Source organism: Pseudomonas putida NBRC 14164, from assembly GCF_000412675.1.
Taxonomy (GTDB): domain Bacteria; phylum Pseudomonadota; class Gammaproteobacteria; order Pseudomonadales; family Pseudomonadaceae; genus Aquipseudomonas; species Aquipseudomonas putida.
Map to the genome: position 1 here is coordinate 4,503,127 of NC_021505.1, position 20,861 is coordinate 4,523,987.

Genomic DNA, 20,861 nt, shown 5'->3' on the forward strand with positions numbered 1-20,861 from the left:
TTGGCTCAGATCGCTGTGGCCCCGCCATCCACCGTCAGGCAATGCCCGGTGGTAAACGCCGCGCCATCGCTGCACAGGTACAGCACGGCGCTGGCGATTTCCTCGACCTTGCCAATGCGCCCCACCGGGTGCATGGCCGCGGCGAACTCGGCCTTGCGTGGGTCGGCCTCGTAGGCGCGGCGGAACATGTCAGTGTCGATTACCGCCGGGCACACGGCATTCACGCGGATACCCTTCTTCGCGTATTCGATGGCTGCCGACTTGGTCAGGCCGATCACCGCGTGCTTGCTGGCGCTGTAGATACTCATCTTCGGCGCCGCTCCCAGCCCCGCCACCGAGGCTGTATTGACGATCACCCCACCGCCTTGGGCCTGCAGCAAGGGCAACTGGTACTTCATGCACAGCCATACGCCCTTCACGTTCACGCCCATGATGGCATCGAACTCCGCCTCGCTGCCTTCAGCCAGCCGGTGCTGCTCAATCTCGATGCCGGCGTTGTTGAAGGCATAGTCCAGCCGGCCAAAGGCGGCGATCAGCCGCTCGTGCAACTGGCGCACCTCGGCGTCGCGGGTGACGTCACAGGCAATGAACAACGCCTCGCCGCCTGCGGCGTTAATCTGCGCGACGGTGGCCTCGCCACCCAGCGGATCGAGGTCGGCCACCACCACCTTCAGGCCCTCGCGGGCGAACGCCAGGGCCGTTGCCCGGCCAATGCCGGCAGCGCCGCCGGTGACCAGCGCTACCTGGCCGGAAAAGGTCATGCTCATTGCGTGCTCCTGAAGGGGATGGTGGGGTTCAGAGCATAGTCAGCCACCGTCTGGCCGGGCAGCATCATCACACCAACGGTTGGGCTACCATGCTTGTCAGTGATGTTAACCACCTGCCTACATCAACAAGGTAGATTGAACACCTAGCATCTTCCACTGCCCACAAGGACCCCGCCATGACCCAGACCAACCGCCGCTTCCTGCTCGCCAAACGCCCGGTCGGAGCCGTGCGCCGTGACGACTTCACCTTTGAAAGCGTGCCTGCCGAACAACCCGGCGAAGGCCAGGTGCTGGTACGCAACCTGTACCTGTCGCTGGACCCGGCCATGCGCGGCTGGATGAACGAAGGCAAGTCCTACATCCCTCCCGTGGCCCTGGGCCAGGTAATGCGTGCCCTCGGCGTGGGCGAAGTGGTTGCCTCCAACCACCCGGCATACAAGCCGGGCGACCACGTTAGCGGCGCCCTTGGCGTGCAGGACTACTTCACCGGCGAGCCCCAGGGCCTGCACAAGATCGACCCCAGCCTGGCGCCCCTTCCCCGCTACCTGTCGGCACTGGGCATGACCGGGATGACCGCCTACTTCGCCCTGCTGGAAGTAGGCCAGCCCAAAGCCGGCGAAACCGTGGTCATCTCCGGCGCGGCCGGTGCAGTGGGCAGCATTGTCGGGCAAATTGCCAAGGTCAAAGGCTGCCGCGTGGTCGGCATTGCCGGGGGCGCCGAGAAGTGCCAGTACCTGAAGGACGAACTGGGCTTTGACGGGGTGATCGACTACAAGGCCGAAGACGTGCTGGCCGGCCTGAAGCGCGAATGCCCCAAAGGCGTGGACGTGTACTTCGACAACGTGGGCGGCGACATCCTCGACGCCGTGCTGACCCGTATCAACTTCAAGGCCCGCATCGTGATTTGCGGCGCGATCAGCCAGTACAACAACAAGGAAGCGGTGAAAGGCCCGGCCAACTACCTGTCGCTGCTGGTGAACCGTGCCCGTATGGAAGGGTTTGTGGTGATGGACCACGCCAAGGACTACGGCAAGGCCGCGCTGGAGATGGCCGGATGGCTGGCCAGTGGGCAGGTGAAGAGCAAGGAAGATGTGGTGGAGGGGCTGGAGACGTTCCCCGAGACGCTGCTGAAGCTGTTCAATGGGGAGAATTTTGGCAAGTTGGTGCTGAAGGTCTAACCCCTGTAGGCCTGCGCCGCACCCTGAAGGGGCGGCGCAGCCCCTGAAATCGGGCGCCAGCCCTTGTTGTGGCACTTTCGCCGCTTGTAGTTTTCCCCTCCCCCCGTACATTCAGGCATCGACAAACACCCATTACGCAAGGTAGCGACAAGGTGGGCAACCGATGCAGCAGCGCTTGAATGCCGGACTCGACTTTTGCAGGATCGCCGCCTGCTTCATGGTGGTACTCCTTCACATCGCGTCAGCCGGGGCGATCCAACTTGATGACAACTGGATGTCCTCCAACATCTACAACTCCTTGGTCAGGTCTTGCGTCCCGCTGTTCCTGATGTTGTCCGGTGCCCTGTTGTTGAACCGAACTGAGGGTGCAATCACGTTCTACCAGAAGCGCTTCTTGCGCATACTTCCGCCGCTGCTGTTCTGGTCAGTGTTCTATGCACTGTGGCGGGACACCATGGGCGCCGGGTATGGCAGCCTGTGGCAAGCGACCGTGGCGATGCTTCATGGCCCCGTGTACTACCACCTCTGGTATCTGTACGCGATCATCGGCATCTACCTGTTCATGCCGTTCATGGCCAAGGTCTACCAACACTGCGGGCCGCAAGAGAAGCGGGTGTTCCTGGGCCTTTGGCTGGTTATCAGCTGCCTGCTGCCCACCGCCGCCCAGTTCAGCCCTGCACTGGCCAGCATGGTCCATACCTATGAGTTGTTTTCGTTCATGGGGTTTGCGGGTTATGCATTCCTGGGGGCTTACGTCTACGAACGGATTCGGCAGCACGGCCCTGGCAACCCTTGGGTAAACCTTGGCGGCTTCGCCATCACCGGCGCCCTGACCGCCGCCGCCACGCACACCCTGTCCATGCAGCAAGGCGAGCCCAGCCAGATTTTCTATTCCTACGTATCCCCGTTGGTGGTACTGGCCGCCATCTTCGCCTTCCGCCTGCTGCTTGCGCTCGGCGGGCGACTGGTACAGCACAGCAAGCTGCTGGCCGAGCTGTCTGGTTGCACGTTGGGCCTGTACTGCTTGCACGTTTTCGTCATGAACAGGGCCAGTATCTTCTACGGCCCGCTGATCGAGGGGCAGTCGCTGGCGTGGTTGATACCCGCACTGGCGGTGGCTGTGTTCGTGCTGACATTACTACCGATCTACCTGATCAGGCTGTTGAGGCCGGTGCGCGCCGTGATCTGACTGCGGTAGCGCCAATGTGGGAGCGGACAGATACAAAAAAAGGCCAGCACACTCGTGCTGGCCTTTCTAAATAACGCGGTCTATTTACCCACGAATTTCCGCAACCACAGCAGCCAGCGCCTGCGCCGGGTCTGCGGCCTGGCTGATCGGCCGGCCGATCACCAGGTAATCCGAACCCGCATCCAGCGCCTGGCGCGGGGTGAGGATACGACGCTGGTCGTCCTGCGCGCTGCCCGCCGGGCGAATGCCCGGGGTTACCAGCTGCAGCGACGGGTGCGCCGCCTTCAGCGCCGGGGCCTCCAGCGCCGAGCACACCAAACCGTCCATGCCCGCCTTCTGTGCCAGTGCCGCCAGGCGCAGTACCTGCTCTTGCGGGTCGACGTCCAGGCCAATGCCGGCCAGGTCTTCACGCTCCATGCTGGTCAGCACGGTCACGCCAATCAGCAATGGCTGCTGGCCGCTGCGCTTGTCCAGCACTTCACGGCAGGCGGCCATCATGCGCAGGCCACCGGAGCAATGCACGTTCACCATCCACACACCCATCTCGGCGGCAGCCTTTACCGCCATGGCCGTGGTGTTGGGGATGTCGTGGAACTTGAGGTCCAGGAACACTTCGAAGCCCTTGGCACAAAGGGTTTCGACGATACCCGAAGCGCTGCTGGTGAACAGCTCCTTGCCAACCTTCACCCGGCACAGCGCGGGGTCTAGCTGGTCAGCCAGCTTCAGGGCGGCCTCACGGGTAGGGAAATCCAGGGCGACGATCAGGGGCGTCTGGCAGGCGGACATGGGCAGGGTCTCTTGGCAAGTCGAAAACGGCGCGCATTGTAAACGAAGTGACGCAGGCTTTGGGGCCCGCGGGTCACGGAATTGGCCCGGCGGCGGCTGGCTCCTATAATTGAACCAACGGAACGGGTTACTGCTCAAATTTCGTACAAGCACTGCCCCACCACCCGTTTAAGGAGAACGACAATGCCCTGGTATGCCTGGCTGATCCTCATCATAGCCCTCGGCTCCATCGTCGGTGGGCTGATGATGCTGCGCGATACGGCAAAAAAACTGCCATTGACTGACGAGCAACTGCGCAAGGTGCATGAGCGCAATGCCGAGGCAGATGCCAAGGATGCGCAGGACCGCTAAAAGGTTTAAGCATCGGGTTTTACAGCCGTTTTGAAGGCGGCTTTTTGACGACCACCGAATAGAACTTTTAACCCGTTGTTTTATGGGATTTTTACTTCACCAAGCTTTATCCCTTCCAAACAAAAAACCGCCCCTGCCTCAATCACTCTTCAACAATGAGGGTGGTCCAGGCAGGAGCGGCCTTGTGTCGCAACGGGCTGCAAAGCAGCCCCGTTTTCTGAAGGGCAACCCCACCCGCAGGCTGCCGTGCTGCCCCTTACTCCACCATCACCTTGTCCCGGTTACGCTCCAGCAACGCGTTCCCGATCCCTTTGATCTCCAGCAGTTCATCCACCGAAGCAAACGGCCCGTTGGCCTCCCGGTAAGCCACGATGGCCTCGGCCTTGGCCTTCCCTATCCCGTTCAGCTCCTTCTGCAAGGTAAGCGCATCAGCCTTGTTCAGGTCCAGCCGCGGCGCCTGCTGGGCTTGCACCTGGGCCACCACCGGAGACGGCTCGAGCACCACCGCGGTACTGGCAGGGGCCGCGCTAAGGGAGAAAGACAGGCTGGCGAACAGCGGCAGCAGCAGGTACGACAGAACGTTGTTACGCATTGATGAACACTCCTTGGGTTGGTCATTTTCCAGCAGCCGTTTTCCTTCGGCTGCGCAACAAACCCTAGCGGTTCTGCGATTTTGCAAACAGCGACTCGGCCCATTTAATCGTTACCGAATCCAACAGTAAAAAAAGCAACTTTGGCCACACGAAAATGATGGCGTTACGCCATATTTCAAGTTAACTTCATGAAAAAAAAGCGATAGCAAATCGCCGCCAGGTAAATTCCCCTTTAACCTGGGTTTCATTCAGTCCAAACGCTGTTGTTTTTCCTACAAGCCTTGCCGGATAAGGCTCCCACCCGTTCGTCGTATACCTTGGTGATATTGACTTCATTGGCATGATGTCTGAATAACATCAAACAATCGTTTTTATTGATCATTTAAACAAAAATAGGATCCAATCCATCGATACTTGTCGGCGTTTTCCTTCGATCAGGGGAAAAAAACGTGCCAGATGGGATGTCATAGTGATGACGAAATGATAAATTTGCGGACTTAGGACAACCGCTTCGCTTGAAGGATCCGAGCAGAATGAATTTTTTTTCACCTCCCCCCTTGGCCGTGCCCGATTTCCGTCGAGCTGCGCCACCAGGCCACCCCAGGCCGATCTGAGTAACACCCGAGATCCTTACCGTTAGCGCCAGTTCCAACCGCCTTCACTCTCATACAGAAGACCGTCGCCGTGTCCCTCAAGACCCTCATCGTATTTGGCACCCGCCCAGAAGCCATCAAAATGGCACCGCTGGCCCTCAACCTTGCCCAGGACGACCGTTTCGAGTCGCGCGTCTGCGTTACCGGCCAGCACCGGCAGATGCTTGACCAGGTACTGGAACTGTTCGAGATCACGCCCGACTACGACTTGAACATCATGAAGCCCGGCCAGGACCTGACCGATGTGACCACTGCAATCCTGCAGGGCCTGAAACCTGTGCTGGCCGAGTTCAAGCCCGATGTGGTACTGGTGCACGGCGACACCGCAACAACCCTGGCCACCAGCCTGGCCGCCTACTACCAGCAGATTCCGATCGCCCACGTGGAAGCAGGCCTGCGCACCGGCAACCTGTATTCGCCTTGGCCAGCAGAAGGCAACCGCCGCCTGACCGGCGCCCTAGCCGCCCTGCACTTCGCGCCTACCAGCAACTCGCAGGAAAACCTGCTGCGTGAAGGCACCGACCCCGCGACCATCTACACCACTGGCAACACGGTGATCGATGCGCTGCTGGAAGTAGTCCGCAAGCTGGAAAGCCCAGCACTGAAAAGCCAGTTCGAAGCCCAGTTCAGCTTCCTGAACCCGGAGCGCCGCATGGTGCTGGTCACCGGCCACCGCCGCGAGAACTTTGGTGGAGGCTTCGAGCGTATCTGCCAGGGCCTGGTACAGACCGCGCGTCAATTCCCTGACGTGGATATCGTCTACCCGGTCCACCTGAACCCGAACGTACGCGAACCGGTTAACCGCTTGTTGGCCGACGTCAACAACATCCACCTGATCGAGCCGCTGGACTACCTGCCGTTCGTCTACCTGATGACCCGCTCGTACCTGATCCTCACCGACTCCGGCGGCATCCAGGAAGAAGCCCCGGCACTGGGCAAGCCGGTACTGGTCATGCGTGACACCACCGAGCGCCCTGAAGCCGTGGCAGCCGGTACCGTCAAGCTGGTGGGCACCGATGTGGCATCGATCACCGAAAACCTGGCGAAACTGCTCACCGACGAGGCGACCTACCGCGAGATGAGCTTCGCCCACAACCCCTACGGCGATGGAAAAGCGTGCGCGCGAATCCTCGACGCACTCTCCGCATTCTCTAACTCCAAGGACGCAGCATGAGCTTCAACAAGATTTCCGTCGTAGGCCTGGGCTATATCGGCCTGCCAACCGCTGCCGTTTTCGCCGCCCGCAAGAAGCAAGTCATCGGTATCGATGTTAACCAGCACGCGGTCGACACCATCAACCGTGGCGAAATCCACATCGTCGAGCCTGAGTTGGACATGGTGGTACACGCCGCCGTAACCGAAGGCTACCTGCGCGCCTCCACCGTGCCGGAAGCAGCCGATGCCTTCCTGATCGCCGTGCCGACCCCGTTCATGGACGACCACCAGCCGGACCTGAGCTACATCGAGTCCGCGAGCAAGGCCATCGCGCCTGTGCTGAAAAAGGGTGACCTGGTCATCCTGGAGTCCACCTCCCCGGTCGGCGCCACCGAGCAGATGGCGTTCTGGCTGGCCCAGGCCCGCCCAGACCTGAGCTTCCCGCAGACCCACGGTGAAGATTCCGACGTGCGCATCGCCCACTGCCCTGAGCGCGTATTGCCAGGCCACGTGCTGCGCGAGCTGGTGGAAAACGACCGCATCATCGGCGGCATGACCAGGAAGTGCTCCGAAGCAGCCGTACGCCTGTACCGCACCTTCGTCGAAGGCGAGTGCATCATCACCAACGCCCGCACTGCCGAAATGTGCAAGCTGACCGAAAACAGCTTCCGTGACGTGAACATTGCCTTCGCCAACGAACTGTCGATCATCTGCGACAAGCTGGACATCGATGTGTGGGAGCTTATTCGCCTGGCCAACCACCACCCGCGCGTCAACATTCTGCAGCCTGGCCCAGGTGTTGGCGGCCACTGCATCGCCGTGGACCCATGGTTCATCGTCAGCCAGACCCCAGAGCAGGCGCGCCTGATCCGCACCGCCCGTGTGGTCAACGACAGCAAGCCTGAGTGGGTGATCGACAAGGTCAAGATGGCCCTGGCCAACTTCCTGATCAAGAACCCGAGCAAGTCCGCCCAGCAAGTGAAAATCGCCTGCTACGGCCTGGCCTTCAAGGCTGACATCGACGACCTGCGCGAAAGCCCGGCCCTGAGCATTGCCGAGCGCCTGGGCAACGAACTGGAAGCCACCCTGCAACTGGTCGAGCCGAACATTGAAGCGCTGCCACAACTTCTGGCCCGCCATGAACACGTGGACTTCGACTACGCCCAGGACAGCGCCGACATCCACGTGCTGCTGGTGAAGCACCGCGAATTCCGCGGCACCTTCAACGTACGCGATGCAGCGTTCGTGATCGACGCCGCTGGCGTTACCCAGGCCTGATGGACCCAACCGCATGAACAACCCCACGCTTGAGAAACCTACCGTGAACACAGAGCTGCCATCACCTTTGGCCGATATTCATGACCGCGTGATGGAAGCCTATTACGGCAAGCTGGGGGATCAGTTCATGCGCGAAACGCAGTCCCGCATCCACTGGATCTGCGCCCAAGTCAAAGGGCGCCGGATCCTGGATGTGGGCTGCTCGCAGGGTATCGTGCCCCTGCTGCTGGCGCGTGAGGGTTGCCAGGTCACCGGTGTGGACACCAGCCCGCAGGCCATCGAAGAGGCCAAGGGTTACCTGTCTGCCGAACCTGCCCACATCCAGCAGAACGTCACGTATATAAATTCAGACTTCCTCGCGCTGGATACGCTCGAGGTTGAGCCGGACACCGTTGTCATCAGCGAAGTGCTCGAACACCTGGTACGCCCGGAGTTGTTCGTCGAAAAGGCCTACGACCTGCTAAAGCAGGGTGGCCGACTGGTGATCACCGTACCGTTCGGGGTCAATGACTTCATTGACCACAAGCACACGTTCTACCTGATGGAACCGTTCCGCCTGCTGGCGGAGCACTTGCAGATCATCGAAGTGAAGATGCTTGGCAAGTGGCTGGGCATTGTTGCTGTGAAGAGCGAGGCGCATAAGCCGGGGACCATCGACTCGCTGACTGTCGAGCGGGTGCGTGAACTGGAAAAGGCGTTTGAGTCGATTGAACGCACGTTGCGTGGAAATCTTGGCGCCATCGGCAAGCGGCTGGACGAAGCGAACAAGAAATATCGCACCGCCACAGAGCAGATTGCCCAGCTCAAGCCGGAGGCGCAAAAGGCTGAAGCGCTGTCCAAGCAACTGCAGACACGCGATGCCGACATCGCGAACCTGCAGAAGTCGAACCGTGAAATTCTCGAGGCCAAAGCGCAACGAGTACAAGAACTTGAGGAAATCCGCCAGCGGCTGGATGAAGCGAACAAAAAGTACCGCGCGGCCACTGAACAGATCGCATTGCTGAAACCTGAAGCACAAAAAGCTGAGGCGCTCGCTCTCCAGGTTCAACAGCGTCAAGCGGAGTTTGTTGCCCTTGAACAGTCGACCAAGGAATCCTTGGAAGCCAGTGTTCGTAATGTTCAGGAGCTAAGCAGCGAACTCGACGCATTAAGATCTCAACTAGGGGAAGCCAACGAGCGGTGCCTTACCGCCTCTGAACAGTACTCCCAGCTTGAGCAACAGTTTGCGGCACTCGAAAAAGCTCGCCAGCAAAGCCTTGCTGAAGCAGAACACCGACTCAAGGAGTTACAGGCCCAGCACGCTCAGGCCTACGATGAACTTGACGCTGCCAATCAGGAACTTGGCAAACAAGCCCAGCGCAATGCAGAGTTGAACGAAGACCTGCGACTGGCGGTAGGCAACCAACTGACGCTCGAAGAGCAGCTGTTGGCGACGCAAGCTGAATTGAAACAAGCTCAGCAAAACAGTCAGGCCAAGGCAGGCCGCATCGACCAGCTGAGCACAACGCTCAGTGCGCGTGACGAAGCACTGGAAGTGCTGCAGCAGTCGCATCGCTTGGCTGAGGAGCAGTTACAGGCCACCACGGCGCAGTTGCAGCAATCGCAGCAAAATTGCGGTGAGCAAGCAGGTCGTATTGACCAGCTGAGCTCGACACTTAGCCAACGCTCCAAAGAGCTGGAAAACCTGCAGAGTGTGCAACGCTCTGCCGCAGAGCAACTGCAGTCGACTCAAGCGCAGCTTCAGCAATCGCAGCAGAAGACCGATACCCAAGCAGAACGCATCAACCAACTGAGCTCGGCGCTGGGTCAGCGAGAGAGAGAACTGGAGTCATTGCAACAGCTGCATCAGGCGACTGAAGAGCAATTGCGTGCAACAACCCAGCAGCGAGCAGTTGCAGAAGAGCTGGCGACCCAAGAAGCCGCCAACCTAGCAGTATTACAAGTACAGCATCATGCCTTGGAGCGCCAGCTCCAAGAGCTTTGCGATGCCCACTTACAAGCGCAAACAACCAACGACATGCATGTCGAAAATATTGCTGCCCTCCACGGACGTCAGGCAGAGCTTGAAGCTGAGCTGGAAAGCCAAGCGAAGCAATCGAGCACCTTGCTGTCACAAAGCCAACAAGTTATTGACGACCAGACCAATATCAACGCGGCGCTGCGCACGCGCCAGGCTGAACTCGAAGCCGAAATGGAAAGCGAATTGGAGTATATGAAGGAATTGCAGGCTCAAAGCCAGCGGGCTAATGCCGCTCAGGCTGAAATTATCGCTCTGTTGAAAACACGCCAAGCCGAGCTGGAAGCTGAGCTGAAAGACCACCGGCAAGCCATGAACAAACTGCAGACCCAGAGCCTGCAGAACCAAGCTGCACAGGACGATACCATCTCCGCGTTGCAAAACCGCCAATCCGAACTGGAAAGCCAGTTGCAGGAAATGGGCGAAGCTTACGCCCGCAGCGAGCGTGAGCACGCTGCACAGGTCAACACCATCAATTCGCTAGTCGAACATCGCAGTGGCCTCGAAGAACAGCTTCAAGCACTGATCCTGGCTAACACCGAGGCAGAGGCTGCAAAAGCTGAACAGGCAGAGGCAATTACATCCCTTAATGAGGCCAAGGACGCTCTTGAGGAGCAATTGACGCTAGAAAGCACCAGCCGTCAAGCAGCTGAAGCGAGCCTTGCCGCCACCAATGAGCAATGGCAAGCATTGCGCCTGCAACTTGAAAACGAGCTCAACTCGTCCAAGGCAGGCCTCGGCGCTGCGAACATGAAATATCGCACCGTGACAGGCGAGCAGATCCCCCACCTCAAGGCCAATCTTAATCAGTTGCTGGAACGCAGTGCCGCTCAGCAGCGCAAGATCGACGAGTTGAACGCGAATCTGGAACGCGCCAATACTCAGCGTCACCTTGCCGAGCAGCGCTTGGTCAAGACCAGAGCAAGCATGACGTATCAGCTGGGCTACCAGATCAAGAACAGTGCTAGCTCTCTGGGCGGCTTGGTCAAGCTGCCTGTACGTCTGCTGCGCTTGTATCGTAAGGCCAACCAACAACGCCAGCAAAATGAGCAAAAACTGCTTTCCAACGAACCGCTAAAGGCACTGCTGCCGCCAGCGCCTGTCGTTCAGGATGAAAACTACCTCAAGCTGCCAGCCGCCCTACCAACTAGCCAGCAGGCCCGCACGACCCTGCTGCGTCAGCCCGACCAGCCCGTCAGCCGTCTGAAAGTGGCCTGCGTCATGGATGAGTTTACCTTCGGCTCCTACCGCTATGAATGCGACCTTCAGCCGCTGACGCCCGCTAACTGGAAAGCTGAAATCGAAGGCTTTGGCCCGGAACTGCTGTTTATCGAGTCGGCTTGGCGCGGCAAGGATGACCTGTGGGGCAGCAAAGTTGGCCACAATGGTCAGGAGTTGCAGGACATTTTGGCCTGGTGCCGTCAGAACAAAGTGCCGACCGTGTTCTGGAACAAGGAGGACCCGGTTCACTTCGAAACCTTCCTGACCACCGCCAAGCAGTTCGATCACGTGTTCACCACTGATATTGACTGCATTCACCGCTATAAAGGCGCACTCGGCCACGACCGTGTGTACCTACTGCCGTTCGCCTGCCAGCCTGCGCTGCATAACCCGCTCGAACTGTACGAGCGCAAAGACGCCTTCTGCTTTGCCGGTGCCTACTATGCCCGTTACCCGGAGCGGACCCGCGACTTGGGCAACTTTGTGTGCGAGCTGCCGAAGTTCCGGCCACTGGAAATCTTCGACCGCAACTTCGGCAAAAACGACGTCAACTATCAGTTCCCGGAAGAGTACCAGCCGTACATCGTCGGCACTCTGCCCTTCGAGAAAATCGACACGGCGTACAAGGGCTACCGCTACGCGATCAACCTGAACTCAATCAAGCAGTCGCAATCGATGTTTGCCCGTCGCGTGTTCGAGTTGCTTGGCTGCAACACCCTGACCGTCAGCAACTTCTCCCGCGGTGTACGCCTGCTGTTCGGCGACTTGGTGGTCACCACCGACAACGGCGAAGAGATGTTGCGCCGCCTGCAACTGCTGGCCGAAGACCCACTGAACAGCGACAAGCTGCGGCTGGCTGCCCTGCGTAAGGTAATGCAGGAACACACCTACACCCAGCGCCTTGAATACGTGATGAGCAAAGTTACCGGTACAGCCAAAGCCCAGCGATTGCCGGAGATCGTCGTTGTCGCTGAGGCTCAGGACCGACAGCAATTCGACATGCTGCGCGCTCATCTGGACCGTCAGTCTTACACCCAAGTACGCATGGTCATCATCAGCGATGCCTACCAGAGCAGCATCGTGAGCGACGACCCTCGCATTCTGGTGCTTAAGCCAGCCCAGCTGAAAAAAACCTCACTGGGTGAGCTGGTAGGTAATACACCCTGGGTCGCTGCATTTGTGCCTGGCGACTACTACGGCCCGAATTACTTGCTCGACCTGGCATTGGCAACCCGTTATAGCCTTGCACAAGTCGTCGGCAAGGCCGCCCACTTCACCTGTAAGGGCCAGAATGCCGAATTGCTGTCGAACGAGCAGGCCTATCGCCCAACCCAGACGCTGAAAGCCCGCCGATCGCTAGTTGCAACTGAGATCGTTGCCGCCCAGCCTCTACTGAGCTGGCTGAAGAACCTGCCATCGCTGCAGTACACTCATGCCCGAGCCGTAGCTATCGACCCGTTCAACTACTGCGAAGGCGGCGCTGTGCACCATGAACGCATCCGCGCCAAGGTCAACGACCTTGAGTTAAACCTCGGCATGACAATCGACGAGTTGCAGGCTCGCGCGCAGTCCATCGCACCGCTGGAAGTGAGTCGTGATGCGCCTGAAATCAGCGGCCGCGGCTTGGCCGAAATGTTCGGCGTCGCCCGCAACAAATTCCTCGAACTCACGGTTGATGGTGATAATTGGCGCGTGTATTCCAAGCTCGCAGACGGCAAGCACGAGTACATCTACGCGAAGCAGGAAAGCAGCGTTGAAGAACTCGGCTGCGTTGACGGTAAACTGAAACTGTTCCTCGACTGCACCCCGGGCCTGAACCTGCAACTGGTTGTATTGTTCCTGGATGCGGACAAGCAGCGAATCAGCCACGTCATGCAGTATGCCAACCGTAACCAGACTGCTGATGTACCACCAGAAACGGCCTACATTCGCTTCGGTCTACGTGCCTACGCAGCGGGCAGCACAGAGCTGAAAGCATTGGTACTCGGCCATCGCAACCTGCAGCCTTCGGAAATGATGGGCCGCGGCGACCACTTGCTGCTGACCAACCACTATCCGGCTTACGCAGACCTGTACCGCAACAAGTTTGTGCATAGTCGTGTGTCGGCGTATCAGCAACAAGGCGTCGATGTAGATGTATTCCGCCTGCGCGACAATGAGACCGTCAGCTACCACGAATTCCAAAACATCGACGTGGTGACCGGCTGCCGCTCTACCTTGGCAAAAATGCTTGAGAAAAACCGCTACAAGTCGATTCTCGTTCACTTCCTGGACGAGAATATGTGGAACGTGCTGCGCCCGTACCTGAACACTACCCAAATTACCGTGTGGGTGCACGGTGCTGAAATTCAACCATGGTGGCGTCGCGAATACAATTTCAGCACCGATGAACAGCTGCACCTGGGCAAGCTTGCTAGCGAAAAACGCATGACATTCTGGCGCGGGATTCTCCAGTCGATGCACAAGAACCTGAAACTGGTATTCGTGTCCCGCTACTTTGCAGAAGAGGTCATGGAGGACCTTGGCTTCCGCCTGCCGGAAGACCAGTACGAGATTATTCACAACCCGATTAATACTGAAAATTTCAGCTTCGTTCAGAAAGCACCTGAGCAGCGTAAAAAGGTATTATCTATCCGACCGTACACCTCGCGGACCTACGCCAATGATTTGACCGTCAAAGCTATTGAGCTTTTGGCTGAAAAACCGTGGTTCAATGACATGACGTTCCGTCTCGTCGGAGACGGGCCACTGTTTGAAGAAACTCTTGCACCACTGCGCTCTTACTCAAACGTGCACATCGAGCGTGGCTTCCTCAACCATGGGGAAATCGCCGCACTGCACAAGGAGCACGGGATATTCCTGTGCCCGAGCCGTATGGATACCCAAGGCGTATCGCGAGACGAAGCCATGGCCTCCGGTCTTGTCCCTGTCACTACCGGTGTGGCAGCAATTCCGGAATTCGTGGACGAGGAAAGTGGGTTTGTCGTCGAACCGGAAAGCGCCATACAACTGGCCGAGGCCCTTGAACGCATGTACCTGGATCAAGCGCTTTTCTCCACTTTGTCGCGCCAAGCTGCAGAACGCGTTCGCGGACAAAGTGACTGGAGAAAGATGGCCGCCCTTGAACTGAACACATTCCGAGACGTTTGAAGTAGATATGAGCAAGTCTTTGAAACATTACGTTTTCACCAACTTCGGCATCGGAATCAAGGATGAACTGTGGTTGTCGTATCGGCTGGAGATCTTCACCAATACAGTCTTCCCGTCCCTCGCTAACCAACGCAGTAGAGAATTTGAATGGACGATCTTTATTGATGAAGCTCTTCCTGTGTTGCATCAATCACGCCTCGAAGCTGCGATCAGCTCATCGGGACTGAATGCCAGGACGCTCAAAGTCAGTGATTACTCGCTAACAAACAAAGAAGTTAGCAAACTCTTGGCTGAAACACGTGAGGACATTGTGCTCACATCAAGAATTGATGACGATGACTGCATTCATCAAGATGTAATCGCTACGATCCAGCAGCATGCACGCTCGAAAGAACATGCTGAAGATATGCTGTTGATTTCGCTTCACAACGGCCTTGAATTCCTGCCATCCGATGACTGCTATCGTGCCGTAACTTACGACACATTGGCACTTGCTCTGACTTTGGTCGATAAAACTCGCGGTATCAAGACCCGAAGCATTACCCAGTATGCTCATCACATGGTGGTTGAAACGCTAAAGCGGCAAAAAATACAAGCCAAGCATATTTTGCTGAAATCTATGCAGCCGCTTTATACGTACACCAAGCATCCGCTGAGCGACTCTTACTTCTTCGGTGCTCGCGCACGCATACTAGGTGACACAAGCAAAACAACTGGCCTAAAAGAGTCCCACTTACGTAACTTCGGCCTAAGCCAGCAGCGCCTTGACTTCCTTTCGGCTCTCTTGAAGCAGTCCCCTATTGGCATGCCACACAAGTATCTCGAAAAGCTTGGGAACGTGCGTAACCAGATCAAGGTAGAGCTGAATAAAGGCGCAGAGCAGCCTAACGCCAACCTTGATGCTCTCATGGCTAGAAAGGCACGGCTCGAACGTACCGCTGTTCGACCTAACCCTGCAGGTCCGCTTAAAGAAAAGATACGCGTTGCAATTCTCGGATCACCGGCCACCCGAGATTTGTTTGACTTCCAAAAGGGAGCCCTGAGCAACTTTGAAGTCTGCTTCTATATGGCACGAACTTCTGTAATTTCATGGATGGCTCCGCCGTGTACCGATCCTAGAGTAGCAATTGATGCATCGTCCTTCGAAGGTTCATGCTCACAACTGGACAAGATGAAGTCTCACTGGCAACTACTTGAACAGTCTCGACCAGATATCGTCATGATTGATTTCATTGACGAGCGAATCGGCATCGTACAGCACCAGAACTCCCTCATGTCTGCCAGCGGCCCCCTGCTGAAAGCTCTTGAGCGTAAAGGCATCGAGCATGAAATCAAACGCCCTTGGAGCCCGGAAGTTCAGCAACTTCGGGAGTGGGCTCTGCCAGCGTTCCTGGACCGAGTTGCCTCCATCTGCCCAAACATTTTCGTTCACAAAGCAACTTGGGCTGAAAGTTACAAAAATGGAAATGCAGTTGAAAGCTTCAAGGGTGGTGAATTTGAGCGTCTGATTGAGCTGAATAACTCGGTCATTGACCCCATGCTTGCTACACTCGAGGACTCCTCGACAGCCGTCGAACAAATTGGCGGCCTGGAAGCCGGGCTGGTTGCCGGTGGTGATCATAAATGGGTATTCACACCCTATCATTATGACAGTACTTACTATAAAACAGTTGCCAAGCAACTACTTGCACGAATCATGAATTGATCCAAAGGAATAAACGGAACATGAAAATCAAAACCGCTGCCCTGCTGTCGCTGCTCGCCCTCGCCATTTCCGGCTGCGATCAGAACTCCACTGAGACTAAAGTGGCTACCCAAGCAACAGAGGCAGTACAACCTGCACAGGCGAAAGCCGAACTGAACCTTGCTGACGGCTCAATTTTGCAGCTGAATGCAGAGCATTTGAAATCCTACGCCAAACCTAACAGCGCAGGAAAACTGAGCATGCACGAATACAGCTACTCCACCGCCGACAAGCTGGCGGAAAATGATGTCTACATGCAATTGCAAAATGCAGGCTTCACCCGCAAGGTCATCAGCAGCGACAGCAGCCAGTTCAAAGTCCAATACTACAAAAAGGACCTACCTGTGATCGGTGGCATCTATACAACAGTCAATGGCGAAGATAACGTCGCGACTGTCGCAACTATCTACTGGCAAGAAAAATGATTCAACCAGCGTCGATTAACACTATTGAAAGAATCATCCCCAGATGAAGCTTCAGCATCACATTAGATCGACGCTGGGCTGGTGCCTCTCGGTAGGCACCAAGCTCTTGCGGGTTGTGCCCATCACGACTTTTACAGTGCAGCTCACGACCTTGGCGAGCCAGATATTTCTACTGCTCGCCTTTTTCCTACCTTTGAAAGTCATAATTTTATTAGGCTCGGAAAAAATACCTAGCTATTTCCCCAGCGCACTTCAAGCGCTGAGGAAAAATCATTTAATAGTATCACTTAGCGTGGCCGCAGCGACATGCTATGTGCTCTATCTGCTTAGTGAACTTCTTATTGCATACTGCTGTCGTAAAGGTGCGCGCACATTACTGCTTCGCAGTGCGAAGCTGAACATGTTCGAGAACCAGGAAAAAGTTGCAACCCATGCGTACTCCAGATTCAATCGTGCCATGGCAGCGGCGACTTTCTTTATTATAAGCACCATTACACTACTGATCATATATCCGAAACTGCTTATCGTTGTATTTAGCTACACCGTACTTGCCACATCATTATGCATCACCCTGTATAATTTCAGTTTCAAAGCTCAATCTCAGTTTCAACAGCACCATAGCAACATTCTCAATTCGCTTTCAGCCACTGGTTTCTTGCTCAGTTTTTTTTGCCTCGTTGCCGACTTTTTGTACTTTCCACACCAACGTATTTTCCATGCCGTCATTGCTGTACTGGTCCTGCGCCAGGCCTTGCAGCGCCTGACCAGCATGGTACTAGACATTATTAGTCTGCGTATGCAACATCGACAGATCAATGCGATGTTCTTCCAGTCCCAACCCTTGCTCGAACAGCGGCAGACCAATCAAGAACTTGAGAGCCTGCTTAGTCCACCCAGTCGTGAAGCTTGGATAAAAAGTTTAATGGAGCAAGCGGGGATCAAAACGGCAGAGGGACTGCAAATCAGCTGGCACCAAATTGATGCCGTTGATGTTTACGCATTCCATATCACTGTGATGGAACACCATGAACCTAAAGAATACTTGGCCAAGCTATTTGGCAACAACATTGCGACGCTCGCGAAACAGGAACGGCTACTATTCGAGCACCAGCCGCATTTGCCTTCAATCGAGTGGGTCGGGCATCACCTACTGCACGGCGTCGACTGTCATCTCTTCCGTCTAGATGGCCACAAGAAGCTGATCAGACGCCAAATTGGCGATGGCGTCGTAGCGATCAATGAGCAGCTTCTTCGCTGCGAACCGGCGCACGAATTGCTAATACGCTTCAGCCGTACTCGCCCTTACTTAGAGCAACGACTGGATAAGAGATTTATTGAACCTCTACGGTTCGTGTGCTCGACTCCGGAGGAAGCAGATAAGGTTGATCGCTTGCTTGAATCTTTCGATTTGATTATTGAAAAACTCCGCAACTTACCACGACAGATCGTGTCATTGGACATTACGTCAGAATCTTTGCTCATTTCTGCCTCACAGAAGTATAAACTGAGCCATTGGAGCAGTTGGCGCATTGAAGCTGCCGGTAGTAATTGGCCTATCGGAGAAAAAGAGCGCCTTTGCAAGGCAGTTGAAGCTGCACGCACTCATCGCCCTAGCTTGCAAAACACGCCTACCCACCACGTCGTGTTATCAGCGTTCATGTATAGCTTTGAGAGACTCTTGCTTAGGAAGGATTATCCAGCCGCACTGAGGTTGCTGGACGACATTCTCGCCGCCAATACAGAGGATAAAGCCCTGGATATTCAGCAGGAGTTCGTTCAGTGAAAAAAATCGCCATGATCGTATGGAACGAGTTTCTTAATGATGCCCGAGTGCTCAAAGAAGCCCAGACGTTACAGAGCGCAGGATACCAAGTTCGCGTCTTTGCCTTGCACACGCCCGGCGTCACACGGCAACAAGAGCGCCTGGAGGGTGGAATTGAAGTCTTCCGCGTGGCGCGTAGCCCGCTCTGGCGATTGCGCAAACGCAAAATCGCTTCTGCTCCAGCCCCCAGCACCAGCAGAAGCCAAGGGCCCATTGGCAAGCTAGGTTTCAAGCATCAACTGTTGCGTCTGGTCGCCCGCGCCTGGACTCACACAACGCTGCTGGCGCACATGGTCCGTTTTCGCGCAAACGTGGTGCACTCGCACGATGTAAATACGTTGCCAACTGCCTGGCTGGCCTCCCGTATGAGCCGTGCCCGCCTGATTTACGACGCTCATGAGATCAGCACCAGCCGTGAAGGCTACGATAGTTTTCGCAAATTGGTGGGTATGGTCGAGAAGCGACTTATGCCCAGAGCGGATGGCACTATCACGACCACAGATGCCCGCGCCAAGTACTTTGCCCGGGCTTATCAAGTCACACGCCCGACAGTGCTGCAGAACCGGCCCCGGTTAACGCGCTGCGGACGCACAAATCGGATTCGTGAAGAGCTTGGCCTCACTGAGCAATGGCCAATCATTGTTTATCAAGGTGGCCTGCAGCAGGGTCGTGGTCTTGAGAAGCTCATTCGTACCGCAGGGAACGTTCCAGACGCTTATTTCGTGCTCATTGGTGGGGGGCGCCTGGCCCACAGCCTGAGTCAGATCATTGAAGAACTCGAACTGCAAGACCGGGTACGCATCATCCCCACAGTACCGCTGGCAGAGCTCCCGAGCTACACGGCCTCAGCGGATATCGGTGTGCAACCCATTGAGAACACCTGCCTCAATCACTACACCACCGACTCGAACAAACTGTTCGAATATCTGATTGCCGGGCTACCCGTTGTGGCGACGGACTTTCCGGAAATCCGTCGTATTGTGCGAAAGAATGATGTTGGCGTACTCGTTCCCGCCAATGATCCGACGAGCCTAGCACACGCCCTGAACGTATTGGTTTCTGATGGCAGTTTGCGTGAGGCTTATGCAGAAAATGCGCGTTCGACTGCTGCCACTTTGAATTGGGAGGAGCAGGAGGCGCGGCTGACTGATTTGTATAAAAAGGTTCTTTCTTCGGACTCATTAGCGCTGCAGGCAAGATCATGACCACACGGATCCTCCTGCTGAGTTTTTACTACCCACCGGACCTTTCTGCGGGCTCGTTTCGTGCTGAGGCGCTTGTCAACGCGCTTCGTACCGAACTTGGCGATCACGTCGACATTGAGGTAGTTACCACTCAACCTAACCGGTATCACTCCTTCACAGCCAACGCCGTGAGCATTGAACGCTCACCACTCCTGACAATCAGACGGATAGATGTGCCTGCACACCGCAGTGGTATCAGGGACCAAGCACTGGCGTTTGCCAGCTTTGCCTTTAATGCGTTGAAGATTACTCGCAAGAAGAAGTACGACCTCGTTTTTGCCACTTCATCGCGATTGATGACAGCATCTCTTGGTGCCCTGATCGCGAAACGAAACGGATGTGGGCTCTATCTCGACATTCGCGACATCTTGGTCGATACGTTGCGCGAGCTGCTGCCCTCACGTTGGGGCCAATTATCGGCATCCATTTTCTCTCGAATAGAGCGGTGGACCATCAAGCAAGCAACGAGGGTCAACCTGATCTCTCCGGGCTTCCTGCCTTACTTCAATACCCGCTATCCTGGACGTGAGTTCACGCTCTATACCAATGGTGTGGATGAACTATTCATCAACCACCCGCAGGCGCCCCAGCTGCCAGCGCTCCAGACACGCTCTGAGCGGCTGCAAGTGGTGTATGCGGGCAATATTGGAACTGGCCAAGGGTTAGATCAAATTCTTCCAGAACTGGCCAAGCGCCTGAATGACAAAGTCGATTTTCATCTGATAGGGGCCGGGAGCGCTCTGGAGAGCTTGAGAAAGGCGCTTGCACGCGCTGAGGTAGAGAACGTGCGCATATCGCCGCCAATGAAGCGCGATAAATTATTACGTGTTTATCATCAAGCTGATGTTTTGTTTCTTCACCTGAATAACCTCAAGGCCTTCCGCCGCGTACTTCCCTCCAAGCTTTTCGAGTATGCCGCCACTGACAAGCCCATCTGGGGTGGACTGTCGGGCTACGCAAGTCGATTCGCGCAAAAAAGAATTAAAAATGTGGCATTGTTTCCGCCATGCGATGTTGATGCCGCAATTGAGGCACTACAAGGCTTGGCACTGCAGAAGATATCACGCCTTGAATTCGTGCAGCAGTACTCGCGCACAGCAATCAAAAAAAGAATGGCCCTGGACGTGCTGCAGATTTCTCCTAAATACATTGCCCACTCATCACGCGCACGACTGGGAATCTCCACCGAACACAACCACCTGCTGGCCACTACTGAGAAGCCAGCAAAGGTATCGTCCCTGAACTAACCGCCAGGGTATCTCACCGATTGCCATCTCACAGGATTGAA

Annotated in this window: 14 protein-coding genes; 11 read left to right on the forward strand and 3 right to left on the reverse strand. The window is 56.1% G+C overall.

All coding sequences use genetic code 11. The annotated features are described in order from the left end of the window. Nucleotides 1–5 precede the first annotated feature (5 nt). On the reverse strand, nucleotides 6–767 hold the full coding sequence (locus PP4_RS19975; protein WP_016500975.1) for an SDR family oxidoreductase: 762 nt from the start codon (nucleotides 765–767) through the stop codon (nucleotides 6–8). A gap of 176 nt (nucleotides 768–943) precedes the next feature. Between PP4_RS19975 and PP4_RS19980 the strand changes: the two genes are divergently transcribed. Continuing rightward, nucleotides 944–1,945, forward strand: a complete 1,002-nt coding sequence (locus tag PP4_RS19980) for an NADP-dependent oxidoreductase (protein WP_016500976.1) — start codon at nucleotides 944–946, stop codon at nucleotides 1,943–1,945. A 163-nt stretch (nucleotides 1,946–2,108) separates the two neighbouring features. Beyond that, on the forward strand, nucleotides 2,109–3,134 hold the full coding sequence (locus PP4_RS19985; protein WP_041167832.1) for an acyltransferase: 1,026 nt from the start codon (nucleotides 2,109–2,111) through the stop codon (nucleotides 3,132–3,134). A gap of 84 nt (nucleotides 3,135–3,218) precedes the next feature. Here PP4_RS19985 and pyrF read toward each other — a convergent pair whose 3' ends face one another. After that, entirely contained in the window at nucleotides 3,219–3,920 is a 702-nt protein-coding gene (pyrF, locus tag PP4_RS19990; protein ID WP_016500978.1) for an orotidine-5'-phosphate decarboxylase, read from the reverse strand. A 183-nt stretch (nucleotides 3,921–4,103) separates the two neighbouring features. On the opposite strand from pyrF, the gene PP4_RS27605 reads away from it, so the two are divergent. Further along, nucleotides 4,104–4,271 (forward strand): DUF2897 family protein, encoded by a 168-nt coding sequence (locus PP4_RS27605; protein WP_016500979.1) that lies wholly within the window; start codon nucleotides 4,104–4,106, stop codon nucleotides 4,269–4,271. Nucleotides 4,272–4,527: 256 nt separating this feature from the next. Here the strand turns inward: PP4_RS27605 and PP4_RS19995 are convergent, their stop codons facing one another. Continuing rightward, the gene (locus PP4_RS19995; RefSeq protein ID WP_016500980.1) at nucleotides 4,528–4,863 is read right to left on the reverse strand and encodes a ComEA family DNA-binding protein; all 336 of its coding nucleotides are present in this window, start codon (nucleotides 4,861–4,863) and stop codon (nucleotides 4,528–4,530) included. A 685-nt stretch (nucleotides 4,864–5,548) separates the two neighbouring features. Here PP4_RS19995 and wecB point away from each other — a divergent pair. Genes wecB through PP4_RS20035 form a run of 8 tightly spaced genes read left to right on the forward strand, consistent with a single transcriptional unit; the run spans nucleotide 5,549 to nucleotide 20,820 of the window. Beyond that, nucleotides 5,549–6,691 carry a non-hydrolyzing UDP-N-acetylglucosamine 2-epimerase gene (wecB, locus tag PP4_RS20000; RefSeq protein ID WP_016500981.1) on the forward strand — a complete coding sequence of 381 codons (1,143 nt, stop codon included), beginning with the start codon at nucleotides 5,549–5,551 and terminating at the stop codon, nucleotides 6,689–6,691. Then, on the forward strand, nucleotides 6,688–7,950 hold the full coding sequence (wecC, locus tag PP4_RS20005; protein WP_016500982.1) for a UDP-N-acetyl-D-mannosamine dehydrogenase: 1,263 nt from the start codon (nucleotides 6,688–6,690) through the stop codon (nucleotides 7,948–7,950). The genes wecB and wecC overlap by 4 nt, the downstream gene beginning before the upstream one ends. 13 nt (nucleotides 7,951–7,963) lie before the next feature. Further along, entirely contained in the window at nucleotides 7,964–14,338 is a 6,375-nt protein-coding gene (locus PP4_RS20010) for a glycosyltransferase family protein (protein ID WP_016500983.1), read from the forward strand. Nucleotides 14,339–14,345: 7 nt separating this feature from the next. Then, the gene (locus PP4_RS20015) at nucleotides 14,346–16,043 is read left to right on the forward strand and encodes a DUF6270 domain-containing protein (protein WP_041167833.1); all 1,698 of its coding nucleotides are present in this window, start codon (nucleotides 14,346–14,348) and stop codon (nucleotides 16,041–16,043) included. 20 nt (nucleotides 16,044–16,063) lie between these two features. Next, on the forward strand, nucleotides 16,064–16,507 hold the full coding sequence (locus tag PP4_RS20020; protein WP_016500985.1) for a hypothetical protein: 444 nt from the start codon (nucleotides 16,064–16,066) through the stop codon (nucleotides 16,505–16,507). A 43-nt stretch (nucleotides 16,508–16,550) separates the two neighbouring features. Next, nucleotides 16,551–18,290, forward strand: a complete 1,740-nt coding sequence (locus PP4_RS20025) for a hypothetical protein (protein ID WP_041167834.1) — start codon at nucleotides 16,551–16,553, stop codon at nucleotides 18,288–18,290. Beyond that, a complete protein-coding gene (locus PP4_RS20030; protein ID WP_016500987.1) occupies nucleotides 18,287–19,534 on the forward strand; it encodes a glycosyltransferase family 4 protein in 1,248 nt (415 codons plus the stop codon). The genes PP4_RS20025 and PP4_RS20030 overlap by 4 nt, the downstream gene beginning before the upstream one ends. Beyond that, nucleotides 19,531–20,820 carry a glycosyltransferase family 4 protein gene (locus tag PP4_RS20035; RefSeq protein WP_016500988.1) on the forward strand — a complete coding sequence of 430 codons (1,290 nt, stop codon included), beginning with the start codon at nucleotides 19,531–19,533 and terminating at the stop codon, nucleotides 20,818–20,820. The genes PP4_RS20030 and PP4_RS20035 overlap by 4 nt, the downstream gene beginning before the upstream one ends. Nucleotides 20,821–20,861 lie beyond the last annotated feature (41 nt).

Bases quoted from the DNA above. Each gene is read 5' to 3' on its own strand.
- PP4_RS20020 (WP_016500985.1), top strand. From the start codon at position 16,064: ATGAAAATCAAAACCGCTGCCCTGCTGTCGCTGCTCGCCCTCGCCATT.
- wecC (WP_016500982.1), top strand. From the start codon at position 6,688: ATGAGCTTCAACAAGATTTCCGTCGTAGGCCTGGGCTATATCGGCCTG.
- PP4_RS20025 (WP_041167834.1), top strand. From the start codon at position 16,551: ATGAAGCTTCAGCATCACATTAGATCGACGCTGGGCTGGTGCCTCTCG.
- PP4_RS19995 (WP_016500980.1), bottom strand. From the start codon at position 4,863: ATGCGTAACAACGTTCTGTCGTACCTGCTGCTGCCGCTGTTCGCCAGC.
- pyrF (WP_016500978.1), bottom strand. From the start codon at position 3,920: ATGTCCGCCTGCCAGACGCCCCTGATCGTCGCCCTGGATTTCCCTACC.
- PP4_RS19975 (WP_016500975.1), bottom strand. From the start codon at position 767: ATGAGCATGACCTTTTCCGGCCAGGTAGCGCTGGTCACCGGCGGCGCT.
- PP4_RS20015 (WP_041167833.1), top strand. From the start codon at position 14,346: ATGAGCAAGTCTTTGAAACATTACGTTTTCACCAACTTCGGCATCGGA.
- PP4_RS27605 (WP_016500979.1), top strand. From the start codon at position 4,104: ATGCCCTGGTATGCCTGGCTGATCCTCATCATAGCCCTCGGCTCCATC.
- PP4_RS20010 (WP_016500983.1), top strand. From the start codon at position 7,964: ATGAACAACCCCACGCTTGAGAAACCTACCGTGAACACAGAGCTGCCA.
- PP4_RS19985 (WP_041167832.1), top strand. From the start codon at position 2,109: ATGCAGCAGCGCTTGAATGCCGGACTCGACTTTTGCAGGATCGCCGCC.
- PP4_RS20035 (WP_016500988.1), top strand. From the start codon at position 19,531: ATGACCACACGGATCCTCCTGCTGAGTTTTTACTACCCACCGGACCTT.
- PP4_RS19980 (WP_016500976.1), top strand. From the start codon at position 944: ATGACCCAGACCAACCGCCGCTTCCTGCTCGCCAAACGCCCGGTCGGA.